The organism is Sporosarcina limicola (assembly GCF_014873855.1).
Taxonomy (GTDB): Bacteria; Bacillota; Bacilli; order Bacillales_A; family Planococcaceae; genus Sporosarcina; species Sporosarcina limicola.
In genome coordinates this window covers 16,624-35,070 of record NZ_JADBEL010000019.1, presented here as the reverse complement: position 1 = coordinate 35,070, position 18,447 = coordinate 16,624, and the positions used below count along the sequence as shown (strand labels likewise).

Below are 18,447 nucleotides of genomic sequence, written 5' to 3'. Positions count from 1 at the left end.
GATGAAAGATATTGTGTTAGATAGATTGCGTAGGATAGAGAATCTTGAACAACGCCAATTGCTAAAAGAGATTGTTAGTGGAGTTCTTGTAAATCTGGTGGAATACCAGGAAGAAATGAATAGGAAATTAGAAGAACGAGTATTTAATGAAATAGAAGATTGGGAGGATAAGCATGATATCTATGTCACTTTGTGTACAAAGGAGGACATTGATCCGATTCATGAATGTTTATATCCGATGATTCCATCTGATCTGGAAAAAAAGACATATAATAGTGAGGAAATGCTCGAGTCACTAAAGAAAAAGGAAGCGGTTAACCTTTTTACACTATTTTTGGAGTCTGATTCTTCCGAAATTAGAGCTTTACTTAATAAGCAAAGGTATTTCGCTGGGCATCTGCGCACGACTAATGGACACTATGATATTAAGGTGAGTCTACAGCAAAACAAAACGTATATACAGGAAATTGAAAAATTATACCATATATTTCAAATCAATGGTCTGCCTTGGAAAACAATTAACAATCCCTTTGCTTATAAATTTTGTGATGTGATGCTGACGCATTGTCCGCAATTTAAAGAAGAAGAAGAAATTATTGAACTTACTTTTGACTTAGAGGAATTTGAAGATAAAAAAAAGCTGGATCTAATTCCATTATGGAATATTGAAAAACTTCAAATGAAAAATATAGGATTTCCGATTCCGGCAATAGATAAAGTGAATTATGAGCATGTTCTTTCGACTCGAAAGACAGGAATTAAACATGGATATCTTATTGACGTAGATGAGAAGAGTATTCGCTACATTAAGCGGTCGGAAAATGAGGTGACGATTGTCTCCCCTCAGGAAAAGTCAGGGGTATGGAATTTACTTAAAATTACAAAGTTTGAAAAAGAAAAGGTAGGCAGCTTAGAATACGAGCTTTTGTCGAATCGGAGAATCAATCGTTTTATAAACAAATATGTGAATAAGCAGGCCCTAATTGTGAAAACGAAGGGAGAAATCATTCGAATGGTTAATTCCTTTGAAATCTCTAAATCTGTTGAATTAGTGGACGTACAAATAAAAGATAAGTTACAAGGAAAAAGGATTAGCTATCCCATAAATCCTTTCATTAGTGATTATATCAGTGATGAAAGCAATAAGAAAGTCATGCTATTGCTATTTAGAAATCGAGGAGAACAAAGTTTTATATCGAATGATATTTTGAGTTTTCTTGTTTCGGAAATTCAACGGTATTTTTTAGAGTACCAATGTGAAGGAACTTGGGTATGAATTATATTTGGGACTTGTTAATAAAAGCCGAAAACGTCGGATTGTATAAAAAAGATATTCAATTTATTTTAGCAACTTCTTACTCTCCTTACATGGAATTAAGCAATGAAGTGATTAATGTAAAGTCTGTAGAAAAAAAAGTCGAGGTTAATCCATATTACCGATACTACGAAATTTTTAAAGATCTATTTCCTCCAGAAGACGAGGGAGAAGTGGAGTTTAAGAACATTTTTTTTGATCTTGTACTTCACTTTCTAGCGGATATTGACCTCGTACAAGGGATGAATAAACGAGAGTATTACCTGAAATTCATATTGAAAGATATTGAGGCTGAAACGTTTGGTTACAGCGTAAAGGATAAAATGAAATGGTTTACAAAAGAGGAGAAAGAGAGGATTGCTACTAATATTTTAAGATTATATCAAACAGGTGAAGAAATTTACTTGTTGAAAGATACGATGAGAAAACTGTTTAAGGACTGTATTATTTATCTCAAATGTGATGTGAAGGATGAGTTGCTTATTTATATTGGACAAGAGGAATCTGAGATTACTCAGTCAAAAGTGGACCTGATTCTAGAAATTTTCCTTCCTATTCGATTTCAAACAGAGATTTACTGGAAACAACATTTTGGCATCATCGATGTGGAGGAGACAATGAAACTGGACCGGATTGCACTTTATTGAGCATATATGGACAGGCAGGGGGGAAAGTGGATGAATGTTTATTCATACAAACTACATTCTAACAAAAAAACAATAGAAAAAAGACTCGTAAACTATACGCGTGAAGAATTAGTGGAGATGACAACCTTCGAGCTTAGAAACATTTGCCATAAGGAGAGACTTGTCACAGGGCTTATTAACCCTCTTGATCGGGAAAGTTTAATTCAAACAATTTTAAAGTATCGTGGGACTGAGGATAGTTTACTTATCAAGGAAAAGAAAGAAGGCGGCTTCGAGCGAGTAGAAGAAGCAATTCAAAACTACTTGAACACATTGCTTTCAGACAGCGGTGAAATAAAAATTCCCGCCAAGATGAGCATTTACTCAGGTATGAATATTGATGAGTTGGACAAATATCTTGTTGAGACTGGTGGACGTCTCGTAGAGTCAAATGTATTATTGGTCAATGATTATCTGGAGTTATGTGGGATTTTCAATTTAGTAAGAGATTTTCAGCAGCAGAATCGTTATTACTTTTCGGCTGAAAAAGAAATTGGGATAAGGGATACGAAAAATAAAAACTATAGTTTTATATTCTTAAAAAAACAGGATTCGGAGTATATTTATAAGACATACTATCAAGAAAAACAGCTCCCTCCTATTAATCTTCATTACTATAAAATCCCGATTCCAGACTTGGAAATAAAACAGCTTGAAACAACGAATGCAATTCTTGCAATTGACTTTGGGACGACTAATACAACGGCTGGTGCTTATTTAGATAGTGAATACGTATCATCTCCTTGCAGTCACGATTTATTAAATCAAAGGATTCGGTTAAACAGCATTAACTTTGTTACTTTTCCTAATCGAGCCCATCAAGATGAATGGATAGAGGTGGTCCCTACTATAATTAGTGTGGCAGATTGCTTCAATCCCGATAAGATTGGCTATCTTTTTGGCTATGATGCTCTGCAGGTTATGAAAAAGACTGGGTACACGAGCCTTGCTACTAATTTTCAAGGGATAAAAAGATGGGTGAATAATTATACTAAGAACGAAGAAATAATGGATGGACAAGGAAATACAGCAGGAGTGCCAAGAACCCAAATTTTAAGGGAATTTATCCTTTATATCATACGTATGGCAGAACACCAGTTTAAATGCCGTTTCAAACACCTGCATATTTCCAGTCCTGTAAAGCTTAAAACACAGTTCATAGACATGTTTCACGCTATTTTACCTGAATATGAGATTGAGTCCGAGTATGCACTCGATGAAGGAATGGCTGTACTCTATAATACCATTGCCAATCAAATAGAGAACAATAGTTTTATGGATGGTGAGGAGTACAAGGCACTTGTCATTGATTGTGGCGGGGGAACGACGGATCTATCATCATGTAAATTCAGAATAGAGGATGGAAACATTTCCTATAAGATTGATATTCACACAACCTATGAAAATGGAGATACAAATTTTGGTGGGAATAATATTACGTATCGAATTTTTCAATTCATGAAGATCGTCTTTGCTGATTATTACAGTCGCGGGAAAAGTACTTTCGATATTGATTCGTTGATTGATATTCCTGGTAAAGATATTTTTAGACATGTCGATGAGTTCGGACGTGATGCAGTTTATGAACAGTTCGAAACAGCCTTTTTGGAAGCAGAGAAAATTATTCCTACACGTTTTAGAGAATATGAAAATCGAACACGTGATGAGTATTTACGCGTAAGAAATAACTACTATTTTTTGTGGGAAATGGCAGAAGAAATGAAAAAGGAATTTTTTAGCAAAACCGGAATGCTGAGAAATCGATTCTATTCCGAAAGTGGAACTCAGCAGGATAGCGATTTAAATGTGACAGCGGTTGAACGTTGGTGCCTATCGTTGTGGGAGGAACATCAATTTAAAGACGTGTACGATTATCCAAACGTCGTCTTTAATATTAAAGAAATTAATCATTTAATCAAGGCTGATATCTATGATATTGTCCGAGAGTTTCTAGAGGAGTTTTATCAGAAAGGACAGATGACAGAGTACTCGATTATTAAGCTGACGGGTCAATCGTGCAAGATTGATGTTTTCAGAGAAGCATTAAAGGAATTTGTACCAGGACGAAGCATCGAATTTAGACAGAAAGCTGAAGATATAGGGCAAGTTCCAGACTTGAAGCTTGCTTGTCTCAGAGGAGCGATTCGATACTTGAATGCTAAAAAGGCTGGCATGATCGAAACAAACATAACTAATCATGCTCCGGTAGTTCCTTACGCGGTGAGTGCTTTCACTCATAATCAGCAGGAGAAGGTTTTAATCAGTAGTCTGGAAAGGCTAGATCAAATTCATGGGTCGATTTCAAGACCTTGGGGTGTAACAGAAGTTGAATTTTTCCTACAGGGTAGTGAAAGTAATACGACTTACAAGTATATCTATTTGAGCCGTGCAGAAAACTATGTGCCAGTATTGTATGAGAATATTGCGAAGCAGTATCAAGAGAAAATCCCTCAAAATGAAACGGATTCTATCGTCAACGGTGAAGTTAAGTTTTTTGTTTTTGCTGGAGAAGATCATTGGGGCTTCCATGTCGTGCCGGTTGCTAGAAGAGATGAACAGCTGTATTTAGGGGCTAAGGAGTTTTTTGCTTTTGAAACAGATTTATCAGAATTGGATTTCTTTGATGGGTTGAAGTAGGGAACGGAAGTCATAGGGGAAAAGTGTTGGGGGGTGGACTGAAGTTGTTTTATAATATATATCCGCATTTTCAAAAAGGGAGAATATTAAAAAGAGAAATGCTCGAGAATCTTAGAGATTATCCACGCAATGTTACGGATAGTTATTTCCAAGATTATTCAGATGGCATCATTGTAGGAGGTCATATTCTAGTTGAGGAAACCACCCTTGTTATTACCAAAGGAATGGTCAAGCACGATGGTCGTGTGTATATGCTTGATGCGGACTACCTACTCCCATATCAGGCTATAGGTAGAGAAACGCTTCTTAAAATAAGATTTCAAGAGGAGCGTGATCAGCATGACTTTACTTCCTTTACGACAGAAATCATTCTTGATGATTTAGTACAAGTCGCAGAAAATGAGCTTGAGTTAGGGCGCTTTAAACTGAAATTAGGGGCAAGATTACGCTCTACGTATGAAGATTTTCTTGATTTTGCAACGGAATACAATACAGTGAACTACATCCATTGTCAATATGCCGGTTTTCAAACAAGTACTTTCCATCCGTTGATTTTGCAATACTTTGCCAAGGAATTACTCAGGTGCGAACCTTCTAACCCATATGATATTTCATTTGCTTTGCAATGCTTAAATCAGGAACGCATTCAGCGAGAAGTAATTTACTATTACTTATGCAGTAAGCTTGGCATCGGGTATCAAGAATATACAAATGAAAAAATACATACGTATTTAAGCCGTATTTTACGAGAAGCAAAAGGAGGGAATAGGCCTAGATCGGAGCTTAATATTGGTAGACCTCAGCGAGTGATTGTTGATTAAAAAACCTACAAAATCTACTTGAATAATCTAAAGAAAGGAATGATGAAGAGAGATGGAATTCTTAGATGAAAAGATTATTAAATTAATGAATGAAATGCAAGAAAAGAATAATCCGATATCGGAGCAAAAAGAAGTTTCTCAAGATGAATATGAACAAGCAGAAATAGATATTCACCAATCTTTTATCAGCATAAATGGCGAAGAAATTCAAATAATAGAACAGACTCTCTTTGAGGGGAAGGTGAAAATAAGGATGCCGAAGCTATTTCAACTAATGCTTCCCGAGTTGGCATCGCTAAAATATCCTTCTGAACGCAGACCAGCCATTATCTATACGGATGATTCTACAACGATCAATCTTGCCTTCAATCATACGCAAAATCTGCTTAATGATACGGGCATCACGGAGTTTCAAGAAAGTATGGTAGAAATTCTGCAACAAACGCAACCATCAGCTGAATGGCTAGAACAGGGTGATAGGGTAATCAACGACAAGAATATTGGTTTTATAGAAGTAATCACTCCAGCGCTGGATGGTGACATTTTTAATCTGATGTTCTTTGTTTCTTTGGATGGCAAAGCTCTCATTGGTACGTTCAATTGTATGGAGGAGGACATGGATGATTGGCGTCCAGTCGCAAAAGCGATGATGGAAACCTTACAAGTATATCCAAAAGAGATAGATGGAGGTGCAAGTCGATGAGTCTCTCTGTAATTGCCTATAACAATTTGCAAGTTGTTCCCTATAAGTTAATGAGCTTGCAGGAGCTTACCTTAACGAAAAAAATGAATGATCATGCCAGGCTATATTTTACAGGTATCGTACCTGAGGATGTCAAGGATGACTATGTAAAGATGACGGAATCCAACACAGTGGTGGAAATCAATCAGCTTGACGAGCAAGGAAATCCTCTTCCTCTTTTTAAAGGTATCGTTTTAACTATTGAAGTGAAAACAGTTAGAGACGTTTACTATATCGAAGTTGAAGCGGCTTCCCACACGTATCACTTGGATGTAAAGAGGAACAATCGCTCCTTTCAAAATAAAGAAATGACCTATGCTACCTTATTCCAGCAGGTGGGAGCTGCTTATCCTGGAATCGACATTATTGACGAAGCCTCTAAAGGAGCTGCTCTTGGCAATTTTACGATGCAATATCGAGAAACCGATTGGCAATTTTTAAAACGAATGGCTTCTCGATTTAACACCGGGCTTGTTCCGGCAACAACTTTTGATAAGCCAAAATTTCATTTTGGTGTATCAGAGGGAAGCTATAAAGGAAAGCTGGAAGACTATCACTATATCACGAGAAAAAAAATAGCCGACTATCTTATCTATACAAAGAATGGAAATCAGGGTATTGAGGAAAATGATTTTATCTATTATGAGGTAGAAACTAATCACGTTCTTGAGATTGGGGATTGTGTGTCTTTTAAAGAGGAAAGCTTGTTTGTCTGTGAAGGCCTCACTTCGATGAAAGAAGGCCTGTTAAAACATCTCTATACACTGTCATCTAAAGAAGGAATGAACCAGAGGGAAACTTATAATGAATCGGTCATCGGGCTATCTGTTGAAGGAAAGGTGATTGAAGTAGCGAAGGATCATGTGAAGATCCATTTGAACATTGATGAAACACAAGATAAAGGGGAGGCTCACTGGTTCTTATATTCTACTGTGTATACAGCGGAAGGACATAGTGGATGGTATTGTATGCCAGAAATAGATGATTATGTTCACGTGTATTTCCCTACTGATAAGGAAGAGGATGGAATCGCAAGTAGTTCGATACGTAAGAATTTAGATAGTAGTGAGACAAATAAGCTGGATGATCCTACTATAAAATATTTCCGGAACGCTTTTGGTAAAGAGCTAATGATGAGTCCAACTGAAATTGTTATTACGGCAAAAGACGGAGATATTTATATTCGATTAAATGAAGAAAATGGTATCGAAATTTTCAGCAAAAAAGAAATCAAAATCATTTCTGATGCAGATATTTCAGTAAACTCGGGCAAGAAGATCCTTATGTCAGCAGCAGAAGAAATTAGCCTTACTTGCAAGGAGAGTAAAATCATCATGGATGGAAGTGTCAAAATTTTCGGTAAGGAAGTGAAGGCAAACTAGAGTGATGTAAGATGCCAACCATAGTGGCTTATACGACTGATAAGTTATTTTATTGGTGTGGAAGGAGAACAGGATATGCATAGAGAGGAAGTTTTACAGCATTTTCTCGAAAATGAAGTAGAAAAAAGAAGAATAGAAAATCTGTTGGCATTGGAGCACTTTTTTCAAACGTCTAAAGATGAGCTAGCCGAAGAATTTAAACAGTCCTTCAAAAAGATATGTTTTAGCATTAAAGAGCAACAGACTCAAATGAGTAAAGCACCACTTGGCCATATTACTTTTTCGATGTTGCGTACAGAATTGTTGGAGGGAAACCATACCTACATCATTGAAGGGACAGATGAAGCTTGGTTTTTTGACCTGCAACCTTTTCTAGCAACCTATGATGCGAGTTGGGCATTTCGCTTTTTAGATCAATTGATAACTGAACTGAATGAACGAAGCAAAACGTTTACTGGGGTCATTACCCAATCAGATATCGAAAGAATTAAACTGAAGGAAGCCAAACACTACCATCAGTACATCATAAGCTTGGCCCGGTATGCTTTGCCTGCTAGCATCATATGCCCAGAATATCAGGCGCTTGAAAAGGAACTTACCGTTGAAATTCGGGTAGGAGAATATATGGATGTAAGTGAAGTCGTTTACATTGAAGATCATACTGTAAAAGATAGTGAAGAAGTAAAAGCTTGGCTCAACGAAAAATTGGATGATGAGTACCCTTATGAGGTGTTTTCAGATTTGAATTTATCTTTAGGAAACTATGAATCAATGGATTTAAGATACGCTTTTTTTCAAAAGAGTAATGTATCTTACAGCCGAATGCGTCACTGTATGCTCGTCGGCGCTAATTTAAAAGCATGTCAACTAGTGGAAAGCGATTTGAGTTTTAGTTTGATTTATGAAGCGGATTTCAGCTATAGCCAACTTCAGGGAGCAATCTTTCGACAAGCAGAAGGAGCAAGCGGTCTACCGGACCTAACTCACTGGGAAATGCCAGGATATCTTCCCGTGCGATTCGTTGGTGCTAACCTAGAAGGCGCTGATTTTCAGCAGGCAAACCTCCAGGGTGCGTGTTTTGTTGAAGCAACTATTAAAGGCGTTGACTTTACAGGAGCGAATCTTACTGGGGCAATGTTTTCTAAAGAAGCAAGGGAACATCTGACGCTTGAACCACATCAAGAATCCAGCATTATTTGGAAATAACCGATTTTTGGGAAGAAAGGAGAGCAGAAGATGAACTATTTTATCCTAACACAGGATGAGCGGATTCCTGATGTTGTAGAGCCAATTGGAATTTCTCAAGTTCTCAAAAGAGAGATGTTGACGATGGAAAGGGTAGACGAATTAGAGAATCTGGATCGCCAATTTCCGATTTTGGAGAAGGGAACGAGCGATTATATTGATTTTATCGAAAAGCCAATCTCGCTCCTATCTAATCCCTTAAAACAACTGATTGAGAAATATGCGCCAAGAATGCCTTTGAAATCTGTTGTATTAATGGATTCAAAAAAGAGGAGCCAAGTGTTGTATTGGCTTATGATCCCACCTCCTGTCGCATGTCTTTCTGAACAAACCGAATTTCATCCAGATGGCACGGTTAAAAAACTTGTGATTGAGGAAGAGTTAGCAGCACCTTATACAGTTTTTAAGGTGGAGGGATTGAGAGAGGACTATCTTATAGTGAACGTTACCTTAGCTGAAAGTCTATTGCGCCGTGCGTTTCGAGGAGTGCGATTAGTAAAAGTTCAGACAGCTGGAAGATGGAACGAAGTGCAGGGAAATCATTCGTTCAATTACTAGAGATAGAATAATATGTTTTAATAAAATGATTGTTAATTGAAAAAATAATAGCGAATATGAGGGGTTAGTTAGATGAATAGCAAATGGGTTTATATGATTTCCGCATTGTTTTTACTAGTTGGTTGCGGTACAGACGCTAATGTAAATGAGGGGAAGAAGGCTGACTCAGCGGATAACGGTAACAGTTCGGAAAGTGCTGAAGGCGTAGCTAAAAAAGCGGGTAGTAAGTCAAGCTTTTTCAGTACTTTTTCAGAAGGTACATATCAAGCGGATATAATGACTATTGGATTGCCGGCGGATATGAGCGATAAGATGAATCAGATTTCAGAAACGATAGAGGAATCTTTAGCTGAAAACCAAGAGTGGTATTTGGAAGCGCTAGAAGGTCTTGAAGATGGTGAAGTATTACCCTATGATGAAAAACTTGGAGTGACGAAAGAGGAATACACATTAATTTTACAAGCAAATAATTATTTTGAACTTGGTAAAATTGGAAATTGTGAAATTGAGATTCAAAAAGAAGATAAGACGCTCATTATTAATAATCCAGACTCAACGATTCTAAAAAAGTTAACAATTAGCGGTGATGGTAACACAATTACTACCGATAGTGGGGAATTAATGTATAAGGAAGAGATACTTGCTTCAGATGCTCAAGCAGTTACGGGAAGATGGAACGGCTATTTCTATAGATTGGGAGGAGAAAATACAAAAGTACTACAAATTTCTATTGGGGAGCTCGAAGATAGTAGTAAAAAAATTATGTTCATAGAAATATTTGAAGAAGGAAAAGAGAAAGAAGAAGAAATCTTGATATTTTGATTGAAATCTAAGATGAAGAAAGGGCGGGGGATTATGCCTCAATCCAACACGAGTGAAATGCAGACAAAAGGGGACGAGCAGCGAAGCTACGTGGTCGCGGGTGCTACTGTATCGTGTTCACAAGGTGATCAGACAAGCATCTTAACGATGCCTACTAGTCATGGTGTCTATGTGAAAGACAAGGCACAGATGAATATCATGGATTATAAGCCTTATACCAACATTCAGCCCTTTGGGAAGTGTCATACGCTAGCCAATCCAACGGTGGCCGCAGCAACCGCAGCCAATCAAGGCGTTCTACAACCGATGCCTTGTACCCCAGTCGTAACGATGCCATGGATTGATGGGAAAGCAGATCAATGGGTAGAGAAATTCCCTACCCTAGTCAATCAATCTAGCAATATGTGTCTCTATTGCGGGACGATAAAAGTTGAAGAGGATGGGCAGGAATAAACCGAATCCATCCTCCTTGGAAGAAAGAAGGGATTCCGTGTGAAAATGTGCGAGGAAGGGGTAGGATACGGCGAGCTACAGCTCGTATCCCCGTATGAAGTCCAGACGATACATGATCTTAAACTGATTCAAACCGTCAATGAACATGCAAGATTATTTCTAACGGGCATTATCCCCGAAGACAAGAAAGCCAGCTGCATCGCACTGGCAAGCAGTGCGGATCAGATTGAACTGAATCAAGTGAAAGACGGTCAATTAGTGCGCCCTTTATTTAAAGGGCTAGTGACGGAAATTGCCATTCGAATGGTAAGGGATATCTATTATGTCGAAATTGAGGCCATCTCCCATACGTTTCACTTGGACATCCAGCGAGCATCTCGTTCCTTTCAAAACAAGCGTATGACGTACACTGAATTGATTGAGCAGGTGCTCGCAACCTATCCGGGATCGGACTCGATTGATAGCGCCTCTCGCTCTACCCAATTGGGGAATTTTGTATTACAATATAAGGAGACGGACTGGCAGTTTCTCAAGCGCATGGCGTCTCATTTCGGGACGGTGTTGGTAGCAGAAGCTGTCGCCGATGCGCCCAAAGTATGGTTCGGCGTGCCTGAGGGACAAGTAGGGGAGCTACCCGCTCATACCTACACCCTCGCTAAAGACCTTTCTACTTATAGGAATACAGCCCACAATGATACGGCTCGTCCCTTGGTAGAGAACGAAGTGTTGACGTATGGCATCCAATCCAAACAACGGCTTCACCTTGGTGATCGTGTGCACCTAAAGGGCGAGGAGCTCGTGGTCGCTACAGCAATTGTTCGTATGAAACAAGGTATCCTTACCTATGACTATCTCCTAACAGCTGAAGCGGGCATTCGCCAAGCTAGGATGTACGCGCCGACACTTACTGGAACGTCTGTAGAAGGAACCGTCCTTGATGTGACGAAGGAAGGGGTGCGACTGCACCTCGCAATCGATGCCGAACAAAAAAAGGAAGAGGCCACGTGGTTTCCGCTTGCTCCACTGTATACGGCAGAAGGACATAGCGGTTTGTATTGCCCACCTGAACTAGGCGATACGGTCCATCTCACTTTCCTAAATCGCAGGGAGGAAGAGGCGGTCGTCCGGCATTCTTTGCGAAAAGAGGGCGCGACCAATCCGAAAACGGCGGACCCAGGCATTACGTATTGGGGTACACCTTACGGCAAAGAAATGAAGTTGGATCGGCAAGAAGTCAGCGTAACGGCGAAGGAAGGAACCCTCTTTCTCAAACTCCATGAAGAAGACGGAATCGAACTTCACAGCCAACAGCCGTTAGTACTTAAAGCGGAACAAGACCTCCACTTTACGGGAAAACAGCGCTTGATAATGACCGCCGAAGAATCGATTCATTTCACGTGTGACGCCAGTAGTCTCGTGTTAGATGGCAGCACAGACATTCAAGGCGAGCTTGTGGAAATGGACGGATCAACTAAAGCCCCCGTTTCTGTTTCGAGTGTAGAAGAAGAGGATGAGATTGACGAGCTTCAGCTTGGACTCGATGTCGCCGGCATGATGCCATTGGCAGGTGGCGCCGATGGCTAAAGCGAAGAAAAGTAAAGGATTTTTAGCTGCCGCAGCCAGCCTTCTTGGTAGCATTCCCGCTGTGGGTAATGTACGCGACGCGGCAGAGAAAGTCAAACAGGGCGTCGAGACAGCTAAGAAGACCCTCAAAAAGGTTGCCAAGCCAGCCAAAAATACCCTCAAAAAAAAGAAACAACAAGTGACCGCGAGTATTCGAAAAGGCCTCAAAAAGCTCAAAAGAAAAGTGAAGAAAAAGATGGGCAAGGTTTATACAAAAGCGCGGAAACTAATGACTAATCTGTCGAAGAGTCAACTGGTCAAGAAACTGAAAAAGACCGTGAAGAAAGCAGTGCTGCTTACTAAAAAGGTCATAATGAAAACTAAGGCAGTTGTTAAACAGGCAAACAAAAACATTAAGGCTGTCAAAAAGACTGAAAAGAAAGCGGTATTAGCAGTAAAGTTCAGTACAGAAGAGGCCGAAATAATAAAGTATATGCAAAACACAGACTTTGATGATCCGAACCGTAAAAGTGGTAGTCAAAAGTTACCTGATTATAATGAACCAATCACGTTCGAGGGTATGAGAAAAGTCGTAGGTGGGAATGGTCCAGGGACACCAGATGGAATGGCTCCTTATGCCATGGCGGGGTTTGACTTCTTTTTAGGAGATATAGGAACCATGCTGAGTGCCGATTCAACAATAGAAGAGAGAGTAGAGGCTGCATTATTCACATTTTATAAACCCGCCAAAATAGCAGGTTATGCACATGATTTTGCGAAAGTCGGGGAAAAGGCTAAGGAGGTTGGGAAGATTGGTAAGGGGACGAGTAAACCTTCTGAGGGTAATGCTAATAAGGGTAAAGGTAAAGTTCAAACGGGTGGTAGAGAACTTTCTATTGATGAATATCTTAAACAACTCGATAAAGCAGAGAAAATGTATGAATCTTTTAGAAAATCGAAAATGGATGTTCAGTCTATTGTAAAAAATACAGGGATGGCTGAACATAGAGTGCAAAGAATAAAAGAGCATTTGTTTACTAAAAAGCATATTAAAGAACATGGTGTTGGACGCTTTGATGCAGATTATGAAATTGCACAAGCATGGGATAGGCTTCAAAGAGGCACATATAAAAAGAATGACATTGACTTATTGAATCATGAACTTTTTGAATCAAAATTTGAAGGGATATTCAAAACGAATTATAGGACAGCACATGATAGAACAGTAGACTCTGGGCGTCCGTGGTATCCACCTAAGGAGGAGTAAAGTTGGCTTCGTACGTTTTATTACTAAAAGAATATGAAAATAATGAAACTGTGGTCTACAGATTTGGACCTAATGAAAATATTATGGGGAAAATTGAGCTAAATAAATTAACTAGGAAATTTTCTGAGTTAGAAGTTATACCAGACCCAAATATTCTGTCTAAGTTTTATTTTGACAGAGCTGCACAAAGATTGGCCGTTTGCTTAATTAGAGAAGGTGGTGAGTTTCCAGAAAGAACAGCTTTTGAGTCATAATTTTAAATTAACCTTGACTGGCTTATAGCCTTTCAAGGTTTTGTGCGCTTGGCAGCGCTTTTCTCTAATGGGTGAAAGTCCCTAACATGCCGTAGTGGCGGAAATGTATAGCTGACTGGTAGTGCAGGTATCGCGAGGTTCTGTGCGGAGGACCAGAAGGCAAAACTCGGAACAGATAGCATATACCCTGTTGGCTAGCAGGATAGGATAACCTTGCAAGACGTGGGAACGTCCAAAACCACAATTATATGTTGAATGAGGTAAACGCTACGATGAAAAAAATTGTAGATATGTTTGCCCCCAATGGCGGAGTGTATCCACCTAAATAGTGATTGGAGTAATGTATATGATTAATAGAAAAATGACATTAAAAGAGTTTTTGACTAATGAAGAATATGAAGGTGTAATACAAAATGCAACTCAGTATTCTGATATGTCACTACCTGTATGGCACTTAGAAGTTACTGGGAAATGTCTGTGTGAGTTATCAAACTTTGATTTGATTCGTTGTATTAGACAAGATGTTTTTAAAGATTTAGCAACGGTTGAAATTATTGAAAGGATTGATGAACAGAACACACCTTTCTATGCTGATATTGATTCAATGGAATTGATGGAAAAATTGTCATCTATTAGTTCGGAAGTGCTCTCAGCACATAAGAGTAAATTAGATAGAATGATTGAAAATGTTGAAAAGAACAACTTAATAGATTTAGCAGATGTTTGGATGTTCGATGAACAGAAGGAAACGTATCAAGGCTATATCAATATAATAAAAAAAATTAATTGATATTTTGGTGAGGGGGTACCCAGTGCCGAATGAATCCATCATTCAACCAATAACACATATAACCTATGTAATACTCGTATAAAGATTTCGTCATTTCATTTGTACGGACATTAAGTCTTTAATTCTATAACCTAAATAACGATATTCCGTTACATTAAACAGGTCGATTATGGTCAGATACCACCATGATTGACCTGTTTTTTGTTAGCTTCGCTTTTTTGTGTTTTTTCAAAATGAATCGCTACAATGTACATTACCACAACAATAGATATGGTGAAAGGACTTGGTCGCAACTTATGAATGGAGTAAGACGACTACTGATATTGTAAGCATGGAAATCTATTAACGGGAAGGTCATGTGTTAAAGGCTAGCCACCGACTCCCTGATTTCTATAATACAAGCGGCAAATCCGTTAAAAGTTTTGCCTATGGGGGAAACGCATGAATAACGTACAACTTTCTATTGATAAAGTTTCCGTTGAGTATCATGGAGTGACTTAGCTGCCGCGGGCAGTCTTCTTGGCAGTATTCCCGCGGTGGGTTTGTCAAGAATGCGGCGAAGTAAGTGAAACAGGCAACTAAAAAGACCGTTCAATCGGTTAAGAAGGTTGCGAAAGTAGCGAAAAAGGCCGTCAAAAAAACGGTCAAGAAAAAGAAAAAACAACTAGCCGCCAGTCAGAAAAAGGCCAAAAAGAAAGTGAAGAGGGCTAAGAAGAAGGCTAAGAAAAAGATCGGCAAAGTCTTTACGAAAGCGCGGACGTTCAAGAACAACCTTTCGCCAAAGCAACAAATTAAGAAACTGAAAAAGAACATGAAAAAAGCAGTACTGGCTAAAAAGTCTAAAAAGAAGAAAAAAGAAAAAGATGGCTTCTTCAAACAAGCAGGCAAGGTCCTGAAAAAAGCTGCCAAGAAAACGGCATTAGCTGCCAAGTCACTGACGGGAGCTAACTTAAAAGAAACACTCTCCGCCGTCGTAGACTTTATCCCGGTCGTTGGGAACGCGAAAGCAGCCGTCGAAGTGATAACCGGAGGAGACCCGATTACTGGACGAAAATTGGATGATTGGGAACGCGTAGCAGCAGGTGCGGCCATGGTTGGCGGTGCTGTCGTCAAAGGGGCAGTTCGGACCGGTAAAGTAGTTTCGGCTGTCGCTGGTGGTGGAAAGGCAGCGAAGAAATCGACAAAATCAAAGAAATCAGAGGAAAAACCGAAAGTACCAGAGAAAGTGGCGTCGGATGTTGTCTCTCGTGTGGAAAAAGTAGTTGATAAGGCGGTGGGTAATTCCACATCTACATCTAAAAAGAGTCGTAGCGCCCCTGCTGATACTGGAACACCTAATTCTACAAAAGTTGATAGAGATACAAACGGGAATATTACAAAATACACAACTTATGGTTCTGATGGAAAGATAGTGAAGGAAGTCCGAATTGACGGTAAAGACCATGGTTCAATCCCTAGACCAAATGTAGAAGAGCCAACGTTTAATACTAATCCAAAAACAGGTGAGCAATTCCAAAATGGATATGAGGTTCGCCCAGTTGATCCAGATGAAATACCGAACTCAAGAAAATAATAAGATTTTAGCTTGCGCGTTATCAGGTTAATTATGATGAATCGTAGCTTAATAAAATGAGGGGGATTTTATGGAGTTATTTACTGATGAAACTATAAAAGAGTATATAGAATATAAAAGAGCCAACCCAAATAATTTTAGTTGGAGGAGTTATGTAAATATTAAGGCTGACATACAGACTGCCCTAGCATTTGCAAAGTTCTATTATCCTGAAATTATAGAGGTGGAAAATTACTTTTTACTTAAGGATAACTATAGTGAGAAGTTGTTAAAAAAGTGGGACGATGAGTGTCAAGGAGATAAGTGTTCTGTTGAAAAGATGATGAATCTATATGAATTGAAAGACTATTTCCACATCAATGTGAATGAAGATGAAAATAATTCAGCACAAATACAAGTTCTTGGTGATATATTAAAATTATTTTGGTCTATGAGTTTCAAACAAAGGTTTCCTTCTAGAAATATTTCTGTGGAGGTTTATGAAGAATGGGACTCTTTATTTATTACAGTATTTGAAGCTATATAATCACAATATTACGTTGGTATTACCTATGGATCTACGTCAATATCCTAGACAGAAAAAAGTCAAGTCCGTTTCAGAACTGCAACCGGTGAAAACAGTCAAGTGAAAGACCGTACTTGACGGGACCACTCAAGGATGTCATATTATCAATATAAAAAACACGGAACTCGCAAAAACATAAAAACTTGAGGATATTAATAAACCTCGAAAATATAGGAACTTAAAGCACTTGATTGTCTATTTATTATAGGCAACAAGTGCTTTTTGCGTTTTTACATGTATTGAAACTACAAAGGTGGGCTAATAAAAAGAGTGGCAAAGTCTTCACCAAAGCGCGGAAGCTAATTTGCGAGAAATACTCTCCGCCGTCGTAGACTCCATCCCGGTTGTTTGGAACGTGAAGGAAGCAGTAGAAGTGATAACCGGAAGAGACCCGATTACTGGACGGAAATTGGATGATTGGGAACGTGTAGCGGCGAAATAGCAATCGTTGGTGGCGGAGTTTCCAAAGGGAGTTAAACGAGTTAGAACGGATAAATCGTACACGTTTGAAGGCTTCTCAAACCTACAATTACAGCGGAAACATTTTAAACAAATAGACTTTTCCTATGCGAATTTGGAAAATGCAAGGTTTGAGTTTGCGCAGATTGCAGGTGCCAATTTTACAGATGCCAATTTAAAAGGGGCTACCTTCTTTAAACGCGATCAAGAGAAATGTCTATTTAGCCCAGATCAGATGGAAGACATTCAGTGGATTCATTAACTTTGCTACCGTGTTGATGTGGTCACCAAAGTGATGAGAGACAGAAATGAGGATTACGGGGGGAAAAGATGGAGTATTTTATTCTTCGACAAGATCAAAGTATTACAAACCCAATCATTCCTTTGAAGACAGACCTCGATGCTGATTTTGTCTGTTCGTCTGTATTCGCGGAAGTGGTAGAGAAAGAGAATGCGTTGTATTTGGATTATTTGGACAAACCTCAAAGCATCGTGTCGGATGATTTGAAAGAATTGTTAGCGAAATACGAGGATGGCTTAGTTTTTACAGCCATTGTGTTTACGGATGTGCAGAAAGGGACACAGCGCGTGTATTGGCTTATGGACATTGCGAAGAAGAACTGTATTTCCGATGAGACGACTTATTATCCAGACGGACAAATGAAGGAGCTCGTGATTGACCCGAAGAAGGTGGAACTAGATTGTATTTTTCAAGTCGACGGCAAAAAGGAATCTTTCACCCTAGTCAATTTAGAGGTGGCAGAAAGTATGTTACGACGACCCTTTCTTGGAATCCAGTTGCAACGAGTAAAACTAGACAGACGATAGAATGTGGCTATTAAATCGTTCCAAAACACTGTAGAACAGTGGTTGTCAAAGCGATATGAAAGGAAGATGTCGAATGGCTCAGGTTGTGGACAATTTAGAAACAGAAAGTGCGGAACAGGAGCAATTTAGTTATGTAGTACATGGGGCAATCGTGAGCTGTGAGCATGGAAGCCATCTAAATTATTTAAACTTGCCGCAAGATCATGGCGTTTATATCAAGGGGAAGGCCTTGATGAATGTAGGGGATCGAAACCCTGAAAACATCCCAACCTTTGGCGTCTGCTTACAGTTGGAAAAACCGTGTACGCCAGTCTGTTCCATTGATTGGATGGAAGGGATGGAAAATGTCCATGTCGTAGGGAAGCAAGCGTTATTAAACCGTTGTCATACGCAATGTTCAGCAGGTGGAGGCAAAATCGATATTGTTCATGACGGGCAAGAGGAGTTGGACATACCGATACAAGGTTTTTAAAGAGGAGAAAGGAGG

At 39.1% G+C, this 18,447-nt stretch carries 20 protein-coding genes; all 20 read left to right on the top strand.

The window, feature by feature from the left end:
- Position 1: 1 nt before the first annotated feature.
- The 20 genes from H4683_RS14960 to H4683_RS14865 all read left to right on the top strand — a co-directional run bounded on the left by H4683_RS14960 (position 2) and on the right by H4683_RS14865 (position 18,432).
- Positions 2 to 1,276 carry a normocyte-binding protein gene (locus tag H4683_RS14960; protein WP_192599637.1) on the top strand — a complete coding sequence of 425 codons (1,275 nt, stop codon included), beginning with the start codon at positions 2 to 4 and terminating at the stop codon, positions 1,274 to 1,276.
- On the top strand, positions 1,273 to 1,962 hold the full coding sequence (locus H4683_RS14955) for an iron-dependent peroxidase (RefSeq protein WP_192599636.1): 690 nt from the start codon (positions 1,273 to 1,275) through the stop codon (positions 1,960 to 1,962). The genes H4683_RS14960 and H4683_RS14955 overlap by 4 nt, the downstream gene beginning before the upstream one ends.
- 30 nt (positions 1,963 to 1,992) lie before the next feature.
- On the top strand, positions 1,993 to 4,638 hold the full coding sequence (locus H4683_RS14950; protein WP_192599635.1) for an Hsp70 family protein: 2,646 nt from the start codon (positions 1,993 to 1,995) through the stop codon (positions 4,636 to 4,638).
- 44 nt (positions 4,639 to 4,682) lie between these two features.
- Positions 4,683 to 5,459 (top strand): DNA and RNA helicase, encoded by a 777-nt coding sequence (locus H4683_RS14945; RefSeq protein ID WP_192599634.1) that lies wholly within the window; start codon positions 4,683 to 4,685, stop codon positions 5,457 to 5,459.
- A 52-nt stretch (positions 5,460 to 5,511) separates the two neighbouring features.
- Positions 5,512 to 6,162, top strand: coding sequence for a hypothetical protein (locus H4683_RS14940; RefSeq protein WP_192599633.1), 651 nt, complete (start codon positions 5,512 to 5,514; stop codon positions 6,160 to 6,162).
- The gene (locus H4683_RS14935; protein WP_192599632.1) at positions 6,159 to 7,583 is read left to right on the top strand and encodes a phage baseplate assembly protein V; all 1,425 of its coding nucleotides are present in this window, start codon (positions 6,159 to 6,161) and stop codon (positions 7,581 to 7,583) included. Before H4683_RS14940 ends, H4683_RS14935 begins: the two co-directional genes overlap by 4 nt.
- 75 nt (positions 7,584 to 7,658) lie before the next feature.
- Positions 7,659 to 8,789: a pentapeptide repeat-containing protein gene (locus tag H4683_RS14930; protein ID WP_192599631.1), complete on the top strand. Its 1,131-nt coding sequence runs from the start codon at positions 7,659 to 7,661 to the stop codon at positions 8,787 to 8,789.
- A gap of 30 nt (positions 8,790 to 8,819) precedes the next feature.
- Entirely contained in the window at positions 8,820 to 9,386 is a 567-nt protein-coding gene (locus H4683_RS14925) for a serine protease (protein ID WP_192599630.1), read from the top strand.
- Positions 9,387 to 9,458: 72 nt separating this feature from the next.
- The gene (locus H4683_RS14920; protein ID WP_192599629.1) at positions 9,459 to 10,208 is read left to right on the top strand and encodes a hypothetical protein; all 750 of its coding nucleotides are present in this window, start codon (positions 9,459 to 9,461) and stop codon (positions 10,206 to 10,208) included.
- A 33-nt stretch (positions 10,209 to 10,241) separates the two neighbouring features.
- Positions 10,242 to 10,661 (top strand): DUF4280 domain-containing protein, encoded by a 420-nt coding sequence (locus H4683_RS14915; RefSeq protein ID WP_192599628.1) that lies wholly within the window; start codon positions 10,242 to 10,244, stop codon positions 10,659 to 10,661.
- A 45-nt stretch (positions 10,662 to 10,706) separates the two neighbouring features.
- Positions 10,707 to 12,245, top strand: a complete 1,539-nt coding sequence (locus H4683_RS14910; protein WP_225942123.1) for a contractile injection system protein, VgrG/Pvc8 family — start codon at positions 10,707 to 10,709, stop codon at positions 12,243 to 12,245.
- Positions 12,238 to 13,491 (top strand): hypothetical protein, encoded by a 1,254-nt coding sequence (locus H4683_RS21470; protein WP_225942117.1) that lies wholly within the window; start codon positions 12,238 to 12,240, stop codon positions 13,489 to 13,491. The genes H4683_RS14910 and H4683_RS21470 overlap by 8 nt, the downstream gene beginning before the upstream one ends.
- A 2-nt stretch (positions 13,492 to 13,493) precedes the next feature.
- Positions 13,494 to 13,745 (top strand): hypothetical protein, encoded by a 252-nt coding sequence (locus H4683_RS14900; RefSeq protein ID WP_192599626.1) that lies wholly within the window; start codon positions 13,494 to 13,496, stop codon positions 13,743 to 13,745.
- A gap of 346 nt (positions 13,746 to 14,091) precedes the next feature.
- Positions 14,092 to 14,535, top strand: coding sequence for a contact-dependent growth inhibition system immunity protein (locus H4683_RS14895; RefSeq protein ID WP_225942116.1), 444 nt, complete (start codon positions 14,092 to 14,094; stop codon positions 14,533 to 14,535).
- Between the two features lie 565 nt (positions 14,536 to 15,100).
- Positions 15,101 to 16,108, top strand: a complete 1,008-nt coding sequence (locus H4683_RS14890; protein WP_192599625.1) for a pre-toxin TG domain-containing protein — start codon at positions 15,101 to 15,103, stop codon at positions 16,106 to 16,108.
- Between the two features lie 70 nt (positions 16,109 to 16,178).
- Positions 16,179 to 16,634 carry a hypothetical protein gene (locus H4683_RS14885; protein ID WP_192599624.1) on the top strand — a complete coding sequence of 152 codons (456 nt, stop codon included), beginning with the start codon at positions 16,179 to 16,181 and terminating at the stop codon, positions 16,632 to 16,634.
- 343 nt (positions 16,635 to 16,977) lie between these two features.
- Positions 16,978 to 17,115, top strand: coding sequence for a pre-toxin TG domain-containing protein (locus H4683_RS14880; protein WP_192599623.1), 138 nt, complete (start codon positions 16,978 to 16,980; stop codon positions 17,113 to 17,115).
- Between the two features lie 9 nt (positions 17,116 to 17,124).
- Positions 17,125 to 17,394 (top strand): pentapeptide repeat-containing protein, encoded by a 270-nt coding sequence (locus tag H4683_RS21965; RefSeq protein ID WP_192599622.1) that lies wholly within the window; start codon positions 17,125 to 17,127, stop codon positions 17,392 to 17,394.
- Between the two features lie 68 nt (positions 17,395 to 17,462).
- Positions 17,463 to 17,960, top strand: coding sequence for a hypothetical protein (locus H4683_RS14870; RefSeq protein WP_192599621.1), 498 nt, complete (start codon positions 17,463 to 17,465; stop codon positions 17,958 to 17,960).
- A gap of 73 nt (positions 17,961 to 18,033) precedes the next feature.
- The gene (locus tag H4683_RS14865; RefSeq protein ID WP_192599620.1) at positions 18,034 to 18,432 is read left to right on the top strand and encodes a DUF4280 domain-containing protein; all 399 of its coding nucleotides are present in this window, start codon (positions 18,034 to 18,036) and stop codon (positions 18,430 to 18,432) included.
- Positions 18,433 to 18,447 lie beyond the last annotated feature (15 nt).

What these genes read in the sequence shown, in the direction of transcription:
- H4683_RS14865 (WP_192599620.1), top strand. Translation starts at nt 18,034, where the DNA reads ATGGCTCAGGTTGTGGACAATTTAGAAACAGAAAGTGCGGAACAGGAG.
- H4683_RS14885 (WP_192599624.1), top strand. Translation starts at nt 16,179, where the DNA reads ATGGAGTTATTTACTGATGAAACTATAAAAGAGTATATAGAATATAAA.
- H4683_RS14940 (WP_192599633.1), top strand. Translation starts at nt 5,512, where the DNA reads ATGGAATTCTTAGATGAAAAGATTATTAAATTAATGAATGAAATGCAA.
- H4683_RS21470 (WP_225942117.1), top strand. Translation starts at nt 12,238, where the DNA reads ATGGCTAAAGCGAAGAAAAGTAAAGGATTTTTAGCTGCCGCAGCCAGC.
- H4683_RS14960 (WP_192599637.1), top strand. Translation starts at nt 2, where the DNA reads ATGAAAGATATTGTGTTAGATAGATTGCGTAGGATAGAGAATCTTGAA.
- H4683_RS14950 (WP_192599635.1), top strand. Translation starts at nt 1,993, where the DNA reads ATGAATGTTTATTCATACAAACTACATTCTAACAAAAAAACAATAGAA.
- H4683_RS14925 (WP_192599630.1), top strand. Translation starts at nt 8,820, where the DNA reads ATGAACTATTTTATCCTAACACAGGATGAGCGGATTCCTGATGTTGTA.
- H4683_RS14870 (WP_192599621.1), top strand. Translation starts at nt 17,463, where the DNA reads ATGGAGTATTTTATTCTTCGACAAGATCAAAGTATTACAAACCCAATC.
- H4683_RS14895 (WP_225942116.1), top strand. Translation starts at nt 14,092, where the DNA reads ATGATTAATAGAAAAATGACATTAAAAGAGTTTTTGACTAATGAAGAA.
- H4683_RS14920 (WP_192599629.1), top strand. Translation starts at nt 9,459, where the DNA reads ATGAATAGCAAATGGGTTTATATGATTTCCGCATTGTTTTTACTAGTT.
- H4683_RS14930 (WP_192599631.1), top strand. Translation starts at nt 7,659, where the DNA reads ATGCATAGAGAGGAAGTTTTACAGCATTTTCTCGAAAATGAAGTAGAA.
- H4683_RS14955 (WP_192599636.1), top strand. Translation starts at nt 1,273, where the DNA reads ATGAATTATATTTGGGACTTGTTAATAAAAGCCGAAAACGTCGGATTG.
- H4683_RS14910 (WP_225942123.1), top strand. Translation starts at nt 10,707, where the DNA reads ATGTGCGAGGAAGGGGTAGGATACGGCGAGCTACAGCTCGTATCCCCG.
- H4683_RS14935 (WP_192599632.1), top strand. Translation starts at nt 6,159, where the DNA reads ATGAGTCTCTCTGTAATTGCCTATAACAATTTGCAAGTTGTTCCCTAT.
- H4683_RS14915 (WP_192599628.1), top strand. Translation starts at nt 10,242, where the DNA reads ATGCCTCAATCCAACACGAGTGAAATGCAGACAAAAGGGGACGAGCAG.